Below are 15,532 nucleotides of genomic sequence, written 5' to 3' on the forward strand. Positions count from 1 at the left end.
GGCTCATTTGAGCCCGGTGGTGGCAATGCCCTGGACCAGGTACCTCTGGCCGAGGGCAAAGGCGAGGACGAGGGGCGCGATGGCGACGACGCTCATCGCGAACATCCCGCCGAACGACGAGGTCGACTGCGCGTCGATGAACGAGCGCAGCGCGATCGGGACGGTGTAGAGGTTCGGGTCGGTGAGGTAGATGAGCTGCGAGAAGAAGTCGTTCCACGTCCAGATGAACGTGAAGATCGCCGTGGTGGCGAGAGCCGGCTTCATGAGCGGCAGGATGATGAGGAAGAAGATCCGGCCGTGCCCGGCCCCGTCGATGCGAGCGGCCTCGTCCAGCTCACGAGGCACGCCGCGGACGAACTGGACCATGAGGAAGATGAAGAACGCGTCGGTGGCGAGGAGCTTGGGCACGATGAGTGGCCACAGCGAGTTCACGAGACCCACCTGGGCCCACAGGATGTACTGGGGCACGATCACGACGTGGATGGGCAGCATGATCGTGATGAGCATGTAGGTGAATGCCGGCTGCTTGAATCGAAAGCGTAGCCGCGCGAAGGCGTAGGCCGCCATCGAGCAGCTCACGAGGTTGCCGATGATCGATCCGAGCACGACGAGGGCCGAGTTGAGCAGGTAGACGCTGAAGGGCCGGCCGAGAGCGGTCCACCCGTAGGTGTAGTTCTCCACGTGGAACGTGGTCAGCAGGAGCGACGGGTTGCCGAAGATCTCGCCGTCCGGACGCAGCGAGCTCACGACCATCCACAGCACCGGGTACAGGGTGGTCAGGACCCCCAGGGCGAGCAGGACGTGCTTGACGACCCGGCCGAGCAGCGGCCGCGTCCGGCGGCGACGCTCGGGACGTGGTCGTGCGGGACTGGGTGACCGGCTGCCGAGGCTTGGTGACGAGGGGTGGCCGACAGCGGCGTCGGGGCGGGCCGTGGACTCAGTTGTCATAGTGCACCCAGTGCTTCGAGAGCCAGAAGTTGATCGCGGTGAAGGCGCCGACGATGAGGACGAGGAGCCAGGCGAGTGCCGACGCGTACCCCATACGGAACGAGGAGAATCCCTCCTGGTAGAGGTAGAGCGTGTAGAAGAGCAGTGAATCGGATGGTCCCCCCGATCCCCCCGAGACGATGAATGCCTGTGTGAAGGACTGGAACGCGTTGATGACTGCCAGGACGAGGTTGAAGAAGATGATCGGGGTCAGCAACGGCAGCGTGATGGCGAGGAACCGTCGCCACGGGCCAGCGCCGTCCGAGGCTGCGGCTTCGTAGAGCTCGACCGGAATCTGCCGCAGGCCTGCCAAGAAGATCACCATCGGCGATCCGAACGTCCAGACGTGCAGCAAGATGATCGTTCCCAGGGCCGTCTCAGGGTTGCCGATCCAGCTCGTGGTCGAATCGATACCCACGAGACCGAGCAGACCGTTGAAGAGGCCGGACCCGCCGAATACCAGCCGCCAGAGCACGGCGATCGCGACCGAGGCGCCGAGGAGGCTGGGCAGGTAGAAGGCTGAGCGATAGATCGACCGGCCGCGCAGACCCCGGTCGAGCACCAGCGCGAGCCCAAGTGCCACCAGGAGCTGTCCCGGCACAGAGACCACCACGTAGACCAGCGTGACGACGAGCGACTGGTGCAAGCGGTCGTCCGACAGCATGCGTTCGAAGTTCTCGGCACCGACCCAGCTCGCACTCTGCAGCAGGTTGTAGTCGGTGAACGAGAGATACAGCGAGGCGAGAATCGGGCCGAGCGTGAGGGACACGGCCCCGACCAGCCACGGGCCAAGAAATGCGATCGCCGCCCTGTTGTCGGGGGCGGGCTGCCGGTTGCGGCGCGGCGGCGAGCCCCTGCTCGGCCGCTGCAGATCGGCGAGAGACATGTACGCCTCCTCATTGAGGTCTGACCCAGCGCCGGACGGCGCAGTGGTACGTATCAGGTGGTACGTATGAGCGAGTGTCCGTGACAGACTGTCAACGTGTCAAGAGAAGGAGGGTGGCCGTGAGCACATCGCCGCCGACCAGCCACGACGTCGCTCGCCTGGCCGGCGTTTCGCAGTCGACGGTGTCCTATGCGCTTACCGGCAAGGGTGCGATCTCACCTCGGACGCGCCAGCGCGTCCTCGAGATCGCCGAGTCCATCGGATACCGCCCGAACCTCGCTGCACGCTCGATGCGCACTCGCCGGTCCGGACGTCTCGGAGTGATCACTGGGCTCGCGATCGACAATCAACTGGCCATGCTGACCGGCGCGAGCGAGATCGCCAACGAGGCAGGTTTCGTGATGGAGACCCACAGCGTCGACGGGACCATCGCCGACCGGACCGATCGCATGCTCGACCTGGCAGCTGACGGTCAGTACGAGGGCATCCTCTCGTTCGTGCCGGTTCACCCCGCAGCCCTTCGGGACAGGCAGACCGGTGTACCGGTGCTGGCCGCCACCGCCTTCGACGACGAGATGCACAGTACGGGCGAGCTCGCCGACGCGGACCTGCTCGACGATTTCGTGTCGTCGCTCGTCACGGCCGGCCACCGGCGCTTCGCCCACGTCGCAGGTCCCGACCAGTACGCGTCAGCACGCGCACGGCGCGAGACGTACCTCGCTGCCGTCGAGCGCCTCGGCGTCGATTCCCTGGGCGTGCTCGGCGGCGAGTGGCCGGCGGAGACCGGACGGCAGGCCGTGCTCGCGCTCCCTGACGACGCTCCGCCTCTGGCTGTCATCGCTGCCAATGACCTTCTTGCCATCGGCGCACTCCGAGGGGCAGCCGAGCGGGGGTGGTCTGTGCCCGGTGACCTGGTGGTGACCGGCTGGGACAATACAGACTTCGGGCAGTACACGATGCCGTCGCTCACGACGGTCGCCGTGGATTTCCACGAGGGCGGCCGCCGCGCCATGCGGCTCCTCATCGCCAGACTGCGGGGCGAGGAACCACCGGTGTCGGGCACACCGCTTCAACGGATCGTCTGGCGAGAGTCGACCGGGACGGCCGGCCCGACTCCTTGATCCCAGCGCCACTCGGCCCGACCCACGCGGACGTGACGGCCGTGGCACCAGTGCGGAACCACGGCGCGCGGGGAGGTCCCCCCGTCACAGCGTTACGTCAGTCCGCCAGCTTCTCGCGCACGACGGCGACGACGCGGCCGACGTTCACCGTCCAGCCGACACCGAACACGTGCGGGCTCAAGAGGTGCTGCCCCTCCGGGTCCCACACCCGCTCCTTGAAGCGCTCGATCGTGGGCACACGGAACTCGTAGGGCACGAACCCGGCGACGGTGCCGTGCCACTCCCGGTCCTCCGGGTCCTTCTGCAGCTCCTTGGTGACGGCCGCCACGACCAGCGCGAACATCACCATCTTGAACAGCGAGGGGGGTCCCCCGCGCTTCGTGCGGGTCTTCTTCGGTGTTTCCATCAGGGTCTCCGCTCGTCGGCTTCCGTTCCATCCTGCCGCGCCCGGCCACCGGGGTCCACAGCACCAGCGCCCGGACTTGCGGTGGTGCGGCCTGCCCGCCGGGCCGGCCGACGTCTCCGCCGGGGCTCGGCTAGGCTCGGCGCGATGAGATCGCCGGGGACGGGCACCCTGCGCGCGGCGCGGACGCTGCTGCTCGCCGTGGCGATCGTGCTGCCCTCGCTCGGCGCGCACGTCGCCGCCGGCGGTTCGAGCCCCGGGACGGCCCTCCTCCTCGTCCTGGTGGCGCTGACGGCCGTCGCCGCCCATCCCCTGTCGCGTCGCGAGCTCCGCCTGCCGGGGTTGCTGGGTGCCCTGGCCGTCGGCCAGGTGCTGCTGCACGTCGCCTTCGAACGAGCGGCAGCCCTGACCTCCGCCGGCGAGATGGCGGCGCACGCGCACCACGGCGCGATGTCGCCCGCCACGATGGTCGCCGCGCACGTCGTGGCGGACCTCGTGCTCGCCGTCACCCTGCGGCACGGCGAGTCCCTGCTGTGGCGGCTGTGGCGCTGGTGGAGCCACCGCATCCCCACGGCCGGCCACCACGTCGTGGTGGCCCGTGCGGCCCGCCCGGCCGCCCCCGACCTCTCGGTGCCGCCCCGCAGCCGGTGGCGCGGCGCCGTCCAGGGACGCGCACCACCCGTCATCGCCTGACGCCCCCCGGACGCCGGACCGCGGCGTCCCGCTCCCGCGCGCCCGCGGCACGCCGTCGTGCCCGCACGCGGAGCGCCCACCTCTTCCGAAAGGCATGACATGCGAAAGAACCTCCGCGCCGCCGGCGCGCTCACCCTCGCCGCCGGGCTCGTCCTCGCCGGAGCCGGCTCCGCGTCCGCCCACGTGTCGGTGACGCCCGACACGACGTCAGCCGGCGCGTACGCGTTGCTGACGTTCGGCGTCCCCCACGGCTGCGACGCCTCCCCCACCACCGAGGTCGCCATCCAGATCCCCGAGGAGATCGCCACCGTCACCCCGACCGTCCACGCGGGCTGGGACGTCGAGAAGGTCATGGTCGAGCTCGACGAGCCGGAGGACGACGGCCACGGCGGTCAGCGCACCGAGCGGGTCGCGGAGGTGGTCTACACCACCGACACGCCGCTGCCCGCCGACCTGCGGGCCGCGTTCGAGCTCTCGGTCAAGCTCCCCGAGGAGCCCGGCGCGCTCGTGCTGCCCGTGGTCCAGACGTGCACCGAGGGAGAGACGGCCTGGGCGCAGGTCGCCGAGGAGGGTCAGGACCCGCACGACCTCGAGCTGCCCGCCCCGCTGATCGAGGTCACGGCCGCGGACGGCGACGGGCACGGCACCGAGGACGGCGCCGACGCGAACGAGGCGGCCGCGGAGTCGACCGACGACGCGGGCACGTCCGGCACGGGCACGGCCGGGACCGCGAGCGACGCGGACGGCACCCCGACCGCCGCCGGCACCGGGACCTCCGCGGTGACGTGGGCCGCCCTCGGGCTCGGTGCGGTCGGCGCCGTCCTGGGGCTCGTCGCCCTGCTGCGCACGCGGTCTCGCCAGGCCTGACCACCGTGCACACCTCGGCACGACGGCGCCGCCTGTCGGCCGTGCTCGTCGCCGCGGCCGGGATCCTGCTCGCGTTCCTCGCGGGCGGCCCGGCCGCGGCGCACGCCGTACTCGAGGACACCGACCCGCAGGACGGGACGGTGCTCGAGAGTGCGCCCGAACAGCTGACGCTGTCGTTCAACGAACCGGTCCAGGCCGTCCCGGCGGGCACCACCCTGCTGTCGCCGGAGGGCAACCCCGTGGACGTCCAGGTCGCTGCCACCGACAGCGCGGTCGTGATCACCCCCGACGCCGGGCTGACGGAGGGCACGTGGGTGGTCAGCTGGCGCGTCGTCTCGCTGGACGCCCATCCGGTCGCCGGCGCGTTCTCGTTCTCCGTCGGCGAGCCGAGCGCGGACACTGGCGGCGCGGCCCCGGCCGACCCGGGCGCCCGGGCGTCCTCGGCCACCCTGGCCGGCGCGCGCACGGTCGTCCAGACGGCGTTCTTCGCGGGCACGTTCCTCGGGGCCGGTCTGGTCGTCTTCGAGCTGCTCGTGCTCCACGTCTCGCCGGGAGCGGCACCCGTGCTGCGCCGTCGGCTCCAGCGGGGGCGGTCCGTCGCCCTGACCACGGCCGCGGTCGCGGCCGTGCTCCTCGCGCCGACCACCACGGCCTGGCAGGCCGGTGCGGGGTGGGGCGCCCTGACCGACCCGGGCACGTGGACGGCGAGCGCCGTCTCCGAGACCGCCGTCGCCTCGGCGATCGGCCTCGCCGGCCTGGCCGTCGCGACGGCCTTCGCCGCCCGCGCGGGACGCGAGCAACGGGCGGTCTGGCCGGCGGGCGTCGCGCTCGGAGGCGCCACCCTGGCGCTGGGCGCCCTCGCCCTCGTCGGGCACACGCGGACCGCCGGGCCGGCGTGGCTCGTCGTGCCCACGGACGTCCTGCACGTCGTGACGGGAGCGGTGTGGCTGGGCGGGGTCGTGGGCCTCGCGCTCGTCCTCGCCCCGTCGAGCCTGGTCGACCCGCGACGCGCCGCACGCACCGTGTCACGCTTCTCGACGCTCGGCGCGGGCCTCCTCGTCGTGCTCGCCCTGACCGGCGCCGTCCTGGCCTGGCGGATCGTCGGCGCGCTCGACGCCCTGTGGACGACGTCGTACGGCCTCGCCCTGCTGACCAAGACGTGGGCGGTGCTCTACGTCGTCCTGGTCGCCGCGTGGAACCGCTACCGGCTGGTGCCGCTCGTCGCCCGTGACGGCGGGCCGCCCGCGGCGTCGCACGGCACCGGGAGCACCGCCGTGCGACGCCAGCTCCGCCGGATGGTCACCGCGGAGGCCGCCCTCCTCGGACTCGTCCTCGCCGTGACGGGCGTGCTCGTCTCGCAGTCCCCCGAGGCGCCGCCGGCCGAGGCCGCTCCGACGTCGGCGGCGGTGGAGGTCACCCGTGACATCGACGACGGGACGCTGCGGGCGCACGTCACCCCGGCACGGGTGGGCGTGAGCTCGGTGGAGATCGAGCTCCTGGACGCCGACGGCGCGCCCCTGGAACCGGTCGCGGACCCGGAGCTGTCCGCCACGCTCGCCGACCCGTCGCTCGGACCGCTGGAACGACCCCTGGTCGAGACCGGCCCCGGGACGTACGAGGCGACGATCGACCTGCCGGTCACCGGCGAGTGGGTCCTCGAGGTCAGCGTGCGGACGTCCAAGTACGCCAACCCGATCGTCGAGATCCCCGTGGAGGTGACGCCGTGAACGCCCCGCAGCGGGCGGGTCGCCGTGCCGCGCTCGCGGTCGCCGTGAGCGTTCTCGTCCTGCTGCCCGCCACGTCGGCCGCGGCGCACGTCACCGTGGACCGCGTCGAGCCCCGCGCCGACGGCACCTCCGCAGTGACGTTCGTGTTCGACCACGGCTGCGACGGCGCACCGACCGACGCCGTGCAGGTCACGATGCCCGAGGGCGTCGAGGCACTGACCGCGGTGGCGCCCGACGGCTGGACCGTCGACGTCACCCCCGACCAGGTCCGGTGGGAGGGCGAGCCGGTCGCGGACGGTGCGGTCACCGAGCTCACCGTCGACGTGCGGATGGTCGGGACGCCCGGGCAGTCGTTCGTCTTCCCCGCGGTGCAGGAGTGCACGTCGGGCGACTCGTCCGACTGGGACGACACCTCGGGGGCGTACCCGGCGCCGATGCTCGTGGCGACCTCGTCGATGCTCTCCGCGCCGCCCGCTCCGGCGGCGCCGCCGTCCGTCCCGATGGGGCCGCTCGTCGCGGCGCTCGCCGTGGCGGCCGCCGGCGCCGGGGTCGGTGGCGGCTGGGCCGCTTCGCGTCACCGCCGGCGCCTCTGACCGGCCGCACCGACGCACGCCACGGACCGGCGTGCGTCGGTGCGGGGGCGTGCCTACGGTGGGCGACCCCGACAGCAGACCCTGACGGAAGGAGCCACCATGGCTGACCACGACCTCACCGGACGGACCGTCCTGGCCATCGTGACCAACTACGGCGTCGAGCAGGACGAGCTCGTCGTCCCGCTCGACCACCTGCGCGAGCGCGGCGCCGTCGTGACGGTGGCGGCCACGACGACCGACGACGTCGCCACCCTCGTGGGCGACAAGGACCCGGGCCGCACCGTGCCCGTCGACGTCTCCCTCGACGACGTCGACCCGGAGGGCTTCGACCTCCTGCTCGTGCCGGGCGGCACCCTCAACGCCGACTCGCTGCGGCTGGAGGCGGCAGCCACCCGCATCGTGCGGTCGTTCACCGAGTCCAGCCGGCCGGTCGCCGCCATCTGCCACGGCCCCTGGGCGCTGGTCGAGGCCGACGTGGTGGCTGGCAAGACGCTCACGTCCTACCCGTCGCTGCGGACCGACATCCGCAACGCGGGAGCCGAGGAGTGGCGCGACGAGTCCGTCGTCGTGTGCACCGCGCAGGGCCGCACGCTGATCACGTCGAGGACGCCGAAGGACCTCGACGACTTCCTCTTCGCGGTCCACGAGGCGCTCGTCAGCGCCTGACGTCGTCCGCGAACGACAGCACGGCCCGGGCCACCCGCACCACGCGCGCCGAGCCGACGGTGATCCCGTCGCGCACGGACCGCACCGACGGGTCGACCCAGACGCCCGTCGCACCTCGCCAGGGCAGCAGCTCGAGCATCAGCCCGTCCCGGGCGACCTGCTCCCGCCAGGGTGTGAGGTCGACGTCCCACGTCCGGCCGTGCCAGAAGTGGTCGCTGACCACCTCGCCGCCCACGACGGCGCGCCCGACGTCGCCGGTCCAGTCGAGGCGCAGCAGCGTGCGGTCGACGTCGGCGAGCGCCACGGCAGGGACCTCCAGGTGCACGTGGGCCGCGCCGGAGAAGTCGGTGGGTGCGCTCAGCCGGTCCGCCGGTCCACCGCGCACGGGGGCGGGCGGCGCCGGCGCCACGGGTTGGGGCTCGACCGCGAGCTCGTGGGTGCCGGCCGCCGGGAGGTGCAGCGCCCACGTGCTCCACGGTCCGCCCGGGCCGTCCGCCGGTGCCACCGTGGCGGCCCCGTCGTCGCTCGCGAGCGCCGCGGGCTCGAGGTCCGCGCCGGGCAGCACCGAGATCCTGACGTGCGGTGACTCCGCGTGCACGACGAGCTCGCCGTCCACCGCGTGCACCGGGGCGTCGGCCAGCACGAGGCGTTCACGCCCGGCCACGTCGAGCCGGTAGAGCCGGTCGGCGGTGGCGTCGTCGAGCACCAGCACGCGCACGCCGGGCAGGTCGACGACCGTGCCCGGTCCCGGCGGCGCGTCCAGCGTGACGACGGTGGCGCCGTCGTCGGCCCGCGTCGTGACCGGGCCGTCGACGGCGACCTCGCCGTCGAGGACCAGCTCGACGGGGACGCCGTCGGTCGCCGCGAGGACGACGACGGCGCTGCGGTCGTCGCCCACCGCCGCGGCGGGCACGTCGTCGAGCCGCGTGACGAGCTGTGCCGTGGCGCTGCGCAGGACCACGTCGCCGGCGAGCGGGTGGCGCAACGGCCAGACGACCGACACCCCGGCAGGGAGGTCGACCGGCCGCGTGGGGACGGTGACCGGGCCGTCCTCGAACGCGACGTCGAGCTGGACCCCGGGCTGCGGCGGCAGCGGAGCACGCGCGGGCTGGTAGGTGCTGACGAACAGGTAGCCGCGGCGCCCGTCGGAGCGCACGGCCCACCGCAGCTCGTCGGGGTCGTCGCTGCCGCCGCCGACGGCGGCGGGCATCGCGGCGAGCGCTGCGCCGTCGTCGGCCAACCACAGGTGCTGCCGGCGCAGCAGGTGGTGGTGCGCCCGGACCTGCTGGTGCTCACCGACGGGCGCCCCGAAGTCGTAGGTGCGGGTCGGGACGTCGTTCGGGTAGCCGGTGGCCTGCGACTCCTGCTCCGTGCCGTGCGGCCCGGTGCGCTGCGTGCCGCCCGCGTACACGTAGTAGCCCTGCCAGACGGAGCCGCTGCCGATCTTGGCCAGCGCGAGCGCCGCCACGTCGGCGGGCTGCACGAGCGGTCGGCGGTGGTAGGCCACGTGCATCCCGCCGCCGAGCTCGCACGTGATGAACGGCGTGCCCGGGTCGGGCACCTCGCCCGCCGGAACGCCGCCGTCCGGCGTCGCGACGCCGTCGAGGGCCTCGCGCACGTCGGCGCCCGTGCCGAGGTCGTCGCGCACCGGGGAGTAGCGGAAGTGGACCTGCGACCACGGGGGCCACTCGTCGTCGGCCTCCGCCCAGAAGCCGTCGGCGTACGCGCTGTACACGGGCAGCAGCGACCCCGGCACCTGCGCCCCGCCCCAGCCGGTGGCCGTCCACAGGGGCAGGTGCAGCCCGGCGTCCACGGCGATCGTCCGCAGCGTCGTGAGGTGTCCGGGCTGATCGTAGAGCTCGTTCTCGATCTGGGCGCCGACGACGGGGCCGCCGTCGGCGTGCGTGAGCCCCGCGAGCTGCGCGACCGTCGCGCCGTAGAACCGCCGGACCAGGTCGAGGTAGGCCGGGTCGTCGGTGCGCAGCGCGAGGTCCCGCTCGACGAGCCAGTCCGGGAACCCGCCGTGCCGGGCCTCCCCGTGCGACCACGGCCCGAGCCGGACCACGACCTCCAGCCCGTGCGCACCCGCGAGCTCGACGAACGCCCGCAGGTCCAGGTCTCCGTCCCACCGGAGGTCGCCCGGCGACGGCTCGTGCGCCTGCCAGAAGACGTACGTGGCGATGGACGTCAGCCCGCCGGCCCGGGCGTGGCCCAGCACCTCCGACCAGCGCTCGCGCGGTACCCGGGAGAAGTGGACCTCGCCGGTGACGGGGAACCAGGGCCGCCCGCCGCGTTCGATCCAGGCGGGGCGGACGGCGATGTCGTCGGTGGCGTCGGTCGGCGTGGTCGGCACGCCCCGACGGTACGGGTCGAGCGCTCAGTGCCGCCAGGCGGCGAGCAGGTCCTCGGCCCCGAACGCCAGCCCGGCCCCCACGGCCGGCTCGCCGGACGGGGTGATGGCGGCCAGCTCCGCATCCTCGCTGCGTGGTACCCGTCCGGCCGCGACCGCGAGCGCCCGGACCTCACGGTCGGTCAGCCCGCCCTCCCGGCGCCACTTCACAGAGCCGACGACGGCCGTGCGGGTGGCCGTCGCGGCCACGACGTCGACCTCCACCCGTCCGTCCCGGGTCCACCAGGGGTGCACCTCCTCCACGTCGGCGAGCGAGGCGTCGGACCGGGCGAGGCGCGTGAGCGACTCCCGGACGACGGGCTCGACGCTCCGCCCGCGCCAGCTCGGCCAGTCGCGGTCGAACGCCGCCACGGCGAGGTCGGCCCTCCCCCGGGCGATCTGCTCGACGCGGCGCTCGACATAGCGGAACCAGAACCTCAGGTAGGGGTCCGTCACGCGGTACCGACGCAGGCGGCTCGACGACGGCGCCCAGGCGGGGAGCTCCCGCTCGACCAGGCCCTTGGTCTCGGTGAGGGTCTTCAGCGCACGTGTCGTCGCCGTCTCCAGCGCTTTGCGCTCCGCACCGTCCTGGATGGCGGAGAGGACGTCGGTGAATCCTGGGTTCGCGGTGTCGTCGGATCCGATGGCACCGAGCACCCGGTACGCGGCGGGAGCGTCGGGAAACTCGGCATCGAGGGTCAGCCGTGCCGTGGCGACGAGCGGACTGTAGGGATCGCTCAGCGACGTCCGGGTGTAGGCCTCCGCGTCGCCACCGTGGTCGGCGAGGTCGGCGACGAGCCGCGGATAGCCACCGGTGACCAGGTACGCGTCGAACACGTCGAAGGCGCTGCGCCCGGGAAGGGCCGTCGCGACCTCCGCGGGGTCGAGCGGTGCGACGACACAGGGACGTAGCCGTCCGAACAGCGGCCGCCCGTGCGTCGCGAGCCGCTCCATCATCGCGACGTCGGACCCGATGACGACGAGCAGGACGGGAAGCCTCTCCAGCACGCGGTCCCACTGGGCCTGGAGCTCCCCCTCGAGCGTGGGGTCGCCGGCGACCATCCAGGGGAACTCGTCGAGCACCGCGACGACCGGTCCCGACCGCGCAGCCACGGCGAGCCGACCGAACCACTCCCGCCAGGATGCCGCCGGCGACTGGGTCAACAGCTCGGCGTCGGGCAGCGGGCGGCGGGACTCGCTGATCGCCCGCGTCGCGTCGTGGAGCTGCCGACTGAGCGCGGACCCGTAGACCCCCGGCACGAAGACGCTCGGCACGTCGATGGACTCGATGAAGTTCTCCACCAGCGTGGACTTCCCGACTTGCCGCCTTCCCCGCAGCGCGACGATGCGGCCGGTGCCTCGCCGTCGGACGGCGTCCAGATGACCTTGCAGCGCGTTCGTGGCGCCGGAACGCGGCACGTGCGACGCATCGAGGCGATGACTCATGAAATGAATGATACATCGTCTGTATGTAACACGGGAAGGAGGTTGGGCCTCGTCACCGTCCTGCCAGGATGACGACCATGAGCTACTTCCGACGCACCGGCGCGACGACGTTCGACCCCACCCCCGCCGTCGGCGGCGCCTGGAACACCGCCGAGCAGCACGTCGCCCCGACGTTTGGCCTGCTCACGCACCTGGTGGAGACCGATCGCGTCGCGCGCGGCCGGGACGACCTCACCCCCGCCCGGCTGTCGTTCGACGTGTGGGGCCCGTACCCGCTCGCACCGATGGAGACCGCCGTGCAGGTGCTCCGACCCGGCCGCGGCGTCGAGCTCGTCGAGGCCGAGGTGCGCTGCGGCGGCCGTCGGGTCGCCACGCTGCGCGCCTGGCTCACCGCCGCCTCCGACACGCTCGCGCTGGAGGACGGCGTGCCGGACCCCGTGCCCGGCCCCGAGGACACGCCCGCCTGGGACCCGACGACGGACTGGCCCGGCGGGTTCGTCGCCTCGATCGACGTGCGCCGCGCCCTGGAGACGCCCGGCCGCGGCCGGGTGTGGGTGCGCACGGACGTCCCGCTCCTCGACGACGAGGAGGCGAGCACGCTGGCCAGGACGGTCGGCCTCTTCGACGTGGCGAACGGGATGACGGTGCGTGCCGACCCGCGGACCGTCGCCTTCCCCAACGTCGACCTCACCGCGCACCTGTTCCGCGCACCGGCCGGCGGCTGGCTCGGCCTGGACACGACCGTCACGTTCGGCGCCGGGGGCACCGGGGTGACCTCAGCCGTCCTGCACGACGCCGACGGCGCGTTCGGTCGGCTGGCGCAGTCGCTCGTGGTGCGCCGGCTCACCTGACCCGCCCGCCGGGCGCAGCCCCGGCCCGCTCGCGCGACGAGGAGGCTCCCTGCGTACGGTCGCCAGGAGAGCAACCCCGCCCCGAGGAGGACCGATGCCCCGCTCCACCCCCACCGACGGCCTGGGCCTGCCCCGGATCGGCTTCGGCACCGCGATGCTGAAGGGGCAGCACGGCGCTCGGACCGTCGCGAGCGCCCTGCGGGCCGGCTACCGGCTGGTCGACTCGGCGTTCAACTACGAGAACGAGGGGGCGGTGGGCACCGCGGTGCGGGGCAGCGGTGTGCCCCGCGACGAGGTGATCGTGACCTCCAAGCTGCCGGGTCGGCACCATGCGCACGACGCCGCGCTCGAAGCGGTCGAGGAGAGCGTCTACCGCACCGGGCTGGAACATCTGGACCTGTACCTGGTCCACTGGCCGAACCCCTCCCAGGGCCGGTACGTCGGGGCGTGGGAGGCGCTGATCGAGGCCCGCGAGCGCGGCCTGGTCCGCGCGATCGGCGTGTCGAACTTCCTGCCCGAGCACATCGACCGGCTGGTGGAGGCCACGGGCGTCGTCCCCGCGGTGAACCAGGTCGAGCTGCACCCCTACTTCCCGCAGGAGGAGCAGCGCGCCTACGACGCCTCCCTCGGCATCGCCACCGAGGCGTGGAGCCCGATCGGCCGGGCCAACGAGATGCTGCAGGACCCGGTGCTGGCGGGCGTCGCCGACGCCCGCGGCCTCAGCGTCCCCGAGGTGATCCTGGCGTGGCACGCGCGGCTCGGCGTCCTGCCGCTGCCGAAGGCGACCGCGCCCGAGCGGCAGCGCCAGAACCTGGACGCAGTGGACCTCGCGCTCAGCGACGCCGACATGGACGCCATCGCCTCGCTCGCGCGGGCCGACGGGCGCAACAACGACCAGGACCCGGCGGTCTACGAGGAGTTCTGACGCGTCGATCGCGCTCGTCGGCGAGCGCTCTGGTAGTCATGCTCCATGACTTCGCCATCGAGCACCGGCGTGATGCTGCCGCGTGACCTGCCCGCGCACCAGGTGCTGGGCTATGCCCGGAAGGCCGAGCGCCTCGGGTTCGACGAGCTGTGGGTCGTCGAGGACCTCGGTTTCCGCGGCGGCTTCTCACAGGCCGGGGCCGTCCTGGCCGGTACCGAGAGCATCGGTGTCGGCCTCGGGATCCTGCCCGCGGCGTCCCGCAACGTCGCCTTCGCAGCGATGGAGATCGCGACGCTCGGCCAGCTCTTCCCTGGGAGGGTCGCCGTCGGGATCGGGCACGGCATGCCGGGCTGGATGCGGCAGGCCGGTTGCTGGCCGGAACGGCCGCTGACGTTCCTGAGCGAGTACACGCAAGGGGTGCGTGCACTCCTCGGCGGCGACACCTTGAACGACACCGTCGCGGGGGCCCGCCTCGAGGACGTGCGGCTGGAACCGTCGTCGCTGCCCGAGACCTCGCCGCCGCTCCTGCTCGGCGTCCGTGGGCCGCGGTCGCTCGCGGTATCGGGGCAGGTGGCGGACGGCACCGTGCTGGCCGAGCCGGTCACGCCCGAGTACGTGGTCGCGGCGCGCGAGCAGATCTCGGCCCAGGACGCGCACCGAGTCGTCGCCTACAACCTCGCTGCTGTCGACCCGGACCCGGACGTCGCCATCGACACGGCGCGGCCGGGTCTCGAGTGGATCGGGGAACCGGACTGGGCACCGCACCTGGCGCCGCTGCCGTTCGCGGCGGAGTTCGCGGCATTGCGTGCCGACTGCGCCACGCGAGAGGAGTTCGCCGAGCGGCTGCCCGCGGAGTGGGTACAGCAGCTCGCGCTCGCCGGGACGCCCGCCCAGGTCCGCACACGGATCGACGACCTGAGGGCGGCGGGGGTCACCTCGAACGTGCTCATGCCCGCCGGTCCCGACCCGCTCGCCGCGCTGGAACAGCTCGCGACGGTGCTGTGAACCGGCGCGGCTGCCCACCGCGGGGTGCGGGTGGCAAGCCGCTGCTCAGGCTCAGGCTCAGGCCGGCAGCCCGGCCGTGCCGGACAGGACCACCTCGGTCCGGCCTCCCACCCACAGGCTGCCGTCCGCGCTGTCGAGGTGGACGCTGCCCCGTCGACCCATGGCGGTGCCCTGCGCGGCGACGTAGGGCACCTGGGCGCGGCCGGTCGCGACGAGCCACTGGGCCGCTGCCGCGTTCAGGCTGCCCGTCACGGGGTCCTCGCGCAACGGTTCGTCGCCGTCGGTGAAAAACGCTCGCAGCTCGAACGCCGTCTCGGCACCCGGGTCGTGGGCGCCGATCACGCCGATGTCCCACCTGCCCGGGTGCGCAGAGGCGTCGGGGCGCAGGTCGAGGACGGTGCCCGCACCGTCGAGCAGCAGGCCCACCCAGCCGGGCCCGTTGTCGAGCCACTCGGCGTCCAGCACCTGCTCGCGCCGGACCCCGAGGATCTCCACGAGCGTCTTGAGCAGCGCGGGGTCGACCGGGCCGGAGCGCAGCCGCGGCGGTGCCGCGAAGGCGAGGCGGTCTCCGTCGATGCGCACGGGGACCAGCCCCGTCCCGCACTGCTGCACGACGACGCCGGGCGTGGCCGGGGTGCCGCCGGCGTCCAGCCACGCCCGCGCGGTGCCCAGGGTGGGATGTCCCGCGAACGGCAGCTCGGTGCTCAGGCTGAAGATGCGCACCCGGTAGTCCGCCCCGGCCTCCGTCGGCGGCAGCACGAACGTGCACTCGGACAGGTTGGTCCACACCGAGAACCGTCGCAGCGTCTCGTCGTCGAGCCCCTCGGCGTCGAGCACCACCGCCACGGGGTTGCCCGTGCACGGGTCCTGGCCGAAGACGTCCACCTGCCGGAATCTGCGCTCCATCCGGGAACAGTAGCCGCTGGGCACCGCTCCCCCGCGGCTGGCGCACAGGTCCGGTGTCGCCCGCGTG

Annotated in this window: 15 protein-coding genes; 9 read left to right on the top strand and 6 right to left on the bottom strand. The window is 73.3% G+C overall.

Annotation, left to right across the window (positions count from 1 at the left end):
- Positions 1 to 3 precede the first annotated feature (3 nt).
- Together AC3RJ8_RS16925 and AC3RJ8_RS16930 are read right to left on the bottom strand one after the other, a co-directional pair.
- Positions 4 to 948, bottom strand: coding sequence for a carbohydrate ABC transporter permease (locus tag AC3RJ8_RS16925; protein ID WP_489713715.1), 945 nt, complete (start codon positions 946 to 948; stop codon positions 4 to 6).
- Positions 938 to 1,873 (bottom strand): carbohydrate ABC transporter permease, encoded by a 936-nt coding sequence (locus tag AC3RJ8_RS16930; RefSeq protein ID WP_489713716.1) that lies wholly within the window; start codon positions 1,871 to 1,873, stop codon positions 938 to 940. Before AC3RJ8_RS16930 ends, AC3RJ8_RS16925 begins: the two co-directional genes overlap by 11 nt.
- A 119-nt stretch (positions 1,874 to 1,992) precedes the next feature.
- On the opposite strand from AC3RJ8_RS16930, the gene AC3RJ8_RS16935 reads away from it, so the two are divergent.
- Positions 1,993 to 2,994, top strand: coding sequence for a LacI family DNA-binding transcriptional regulator (locus AC3RJ8_RS16935; protein WP_489713717.1), 1,002 nt, complete (start codon positions 1,993 to 1,995; stop codon positions 2,992 to 2,994).
- 97 nt (positions 2,995 to 3,091) lie between these two features.
- Here AC3RJ8_RS16935 and AC3RJ8_RS16940 read toward each other — a convergent pair whose 3' ends face one another.
- Positions 3,092 to 3,400, bottom strand: a complete 309-nt coding sequence (locus tag AC3RJ8_RS16940; RefSeq protein ID WP_489713718.1) for a DUF5808 domain-containing protein — start codon at positions 3,398 to 3,400, stop codon at positions 3,092 to 3,094.
- A gap of 144 nt (positions 3,401 to 3,544) precedes the next feature.
- On the opposite strand from AC3RJ8_RS16940, the gene AC3RJ8_RS16945 reads away from it, so the two are divergent.
- The 5 genes from AC3RJ8_RS16945 (at position 3,545) to AC3RJ8_RS16965 (ending at position 7,943) form a co-directional block, all read left to right on the top strand.
- Entirely contained in the window at positions 3,545 to 4,090 is a 546-nt protein-coding gene (locus tag AC3RJ8_RS16945) for a hypothetical protein (RefSeq protein WP_489713719.1), read from the top strand.
- Positions 4,091 to 4,189: 99 nt separating this feature from the next.
- Positions 4,190 to 4,957: a YcnI family copper-binding membrane protein gene (locus AC3RJ8_RS16950; RefSeq protein ID WP_489713720.1), complete on the top strand. Its 768-nt coding sequence runs from the start codon at positions 4,190 to 4,192 to the stop codon at positions 4,955 to 4,957.
- A 5-nt stretch (positions 4,958 to 4,962) separates the two neighbouring features.
- Entirely contained in the window at positions 4,963 to 6,684 is a 1,722-nt protein-coding gene (locus AC3RJ8_RS16955) for a copper resistance CopC/CopD family protein (RefSeq protein ID WP_489713721.1), read from the top strand.
- Positions 6,681 to 7,277, top strand: coding sequence for a DUF1775 domain-containing protein (locus tag AC3RJ8_RS16960; RefSeq protein WP_489713722.1), 597 nt, complete (start codon positions 6,681 to 6,683; stop codon positions 7,275 to 7,277). Before AC3RJ8_RS16955 ends, AC3RJ8_RS16960 begins: the two co-directional genes overlap by 4 nt.
- A gap of 99 nt (positions 7,278 to 7,376) precedes the next feature.
- Positions 7,377 to 7,943 (top strand): DJ-1/PfpI/YhbO family deglycase/protease, encoded by a 567-nt coding sequence (locus tag AC3RJ8_RS16965; protein WP_489713723.1) that lies wholly within the window; start codon positions 7,377 to 7,379, stop codon positions 7,941 to 7,943.
- Here the strand turns inward: AC3RJ8_RS16965 and AC3RJ8_RS16970 are convergent.
- Together AC3RJ8_RS16970 and AC3RJ8_RS16975 are read right to left on the bottom strand one after the other, a co-directional pair.
- A complete protein-coding gene (locus AC3RJ8_RS16970) occupies positions 7,933 to 10,296 on the bottom strand; it encodes a beta-galactosidase (RefSeq protein WP_489713724.1) in 2,364 nt (787 codons plus the stop codon). The two genes, AC3RJ8_RS16965 and AC3RJ8_RS16970, sit on opposite strands and share 11 nt — an antisense overlap.
- Positions 10,297 to 10,320: 24 nt before the next feature.
- Positions 10,321 to 11,778 (bottom strand): ATP-binding protein, encoded by a 1,458-nt coding sequence (locus AC3RJ8_RS16975; protein ID WP_489713725.1) that lies wholly within the window; start codon positions 11,776 to 11,778, stop codon positions 10,321 to 10,323.
- 77 nt (positions 11,779 to 11,855) lie between these two features.
- Here AC3RJ8_RS16975 and AC3RJ8_RS16980 point away from each other — a divergent pair, with 77 nt between their 5' ends.
- The 3 genes from AC3RJ8_RS16980 to AC3RJ8_RS16990 all read left to right on the top strand — a co-directional run bounded on the left by AC3RJ8_RS16980 (position 11,856) and on the right by AC3RJ8_RS16990 (position 14,559).
- Complete coding sequence (locus AC3RJ8_RS16980; protein ID WP_489713726.1) at positions 11,856 to 12,629, top strand: thioesterase family protein; 774 nt, start codon at positions 11,856 to 11,858, stop codon at positions 12,627 to 12,629.
- A 94-nt stretch (positions 12,630 to 12,723) separates the two neighbouring features.
- Entirely contained in the window at positions 12,724 to 13,554 is an 831-nt protein-coding gene (locus AC3RJ8_RS16985) for an aldo/keto reductase (protein ID WP_489713727.1), read from the top strand.
- A gap of 45 nt (positions 13,555 to 13,599) precedes the next feature.
- On the top strand, positions 13,600 to 14,559 hold the full coding sequence (locus AC3RJ8_RS16990) for an LLM class flavin-dependent oxidoreductase (RefSeq protein WP_489713728.1): 960 nt from the start codon (positions 13,600 to 13,602) through the stop codon (positions 14,557 to 14,559).
- A gap of 57 nt (positions 14,560 to 14,616) precedes the next feature.
- Here AC3RJ8_RS16990 and AC3RJ8_RS16995 read toward each other — a convergent pair whose 3' ends face one another.
- The gene (locus AC3RJ8_RS16995; RefSeq protein WP_489713729.1) at positions 14,617 to 15,465 is read right to left on the bottom strand and encodes a PhzF family phenazine biosynthesis protein; all 849 of its coding nucleotides are present in this window, start codon (positions 15,463 to 15,465) and stop codon (positions 14,617 to 14,619) included.
- Between the last annotated feature and the right edge of the window lie 67 nt (positions 15,466 to 15,532).

This window comes from Isoptericola sp. MSGPD8_1_ISO-PGPR-S23-394 (genome assembly GCF_058072785.1).

Excerpts from the sequence above, each read along its gene's own strand:
- AC3RJ8_RS16995 (WP_489713729.1), bottom strand. The coding sequence starts at position 15,465 with ATGGAGCGCAGATTCCGGCAGGTGGACGTCTTCGGCCAGGACCCGTGC.
- AC3RJ8_RS16930 (WP_489713716.1), bottom strand. The coding sequence starts at position 1,873 with ATGTCTCTCGCCGATCTGCAGCGGCCGAGCAGGGGCTCGCCGCCGCGC.
- AC3RJ8_RS16950 (WP_489713720.1), top strand. The coding sequence starts at position 4,190 with ATGCGAAAGAACCTCCGCGCCGCCGGCGCGCTCACCCTCGCCGCCGGG.
- AC3RJ8_RS16975 (WP_489713725.1), bottom strand. The coding sequence starts at position 11,778 with ATGAGTCATCGCCTCGATGCGTCGCACGTGCCGCGTTCCGGCGCCACG.
- AC3RJ8_RS16940 (WP_489713718.1), bottom strand. The coding sequence starts at position 3,400 with ATGGAAACACCGAAGAAGACCCGCACGAAGCGCGGGGGACCCCCCTCG.
- AC3RJ8_RS16965 (WP_489713723.1), top strand. The coding sequence starts at position 7,377 with ATGGCTGACCACGACCTCACCGGACGGACCGTCCTGGCCATCGTGACC.
- AC3RJ8_RS16980 (WP_489713726.1), top strand. The coding sequence starts at position 11,856 with ATGAGCTACTTCCGACGCACCGGCGCGACGACGTTCGACCCCACCCCC.
- AC3RJ8_RS16990 (WP_489713728.1), top strand. The coding sequence starts at position 13,600 with ATGACTTCGCCATCGAGCACCGGCGTGATGCTGCCGCGTGACCTGCCC.
- AC3RJ8_RS16945 (WP_489713719.1), top strand. The coding sequence starts at position 3,545 with ATGAGATCGCCGGGGACGGGCACCCTGCGCGCGGCGCGGACGCTGCTG.
- AC3RJ8_RS16985 (WP_489713727.1), top strand. The coding sequence starts at position 12,724 with ATGCCCCGCTCCACCCCCACCGACGGCCTGGGCCTGCCCCGGATCGGC.
- AC3RJ8_RS16925 (WP_489713715.1), bottom strand. The coding sequence starts at position 948 with ATGACAACTGAGTCCACGGCCCGCCCCGACGCCGCTGTCGGCCACCCC.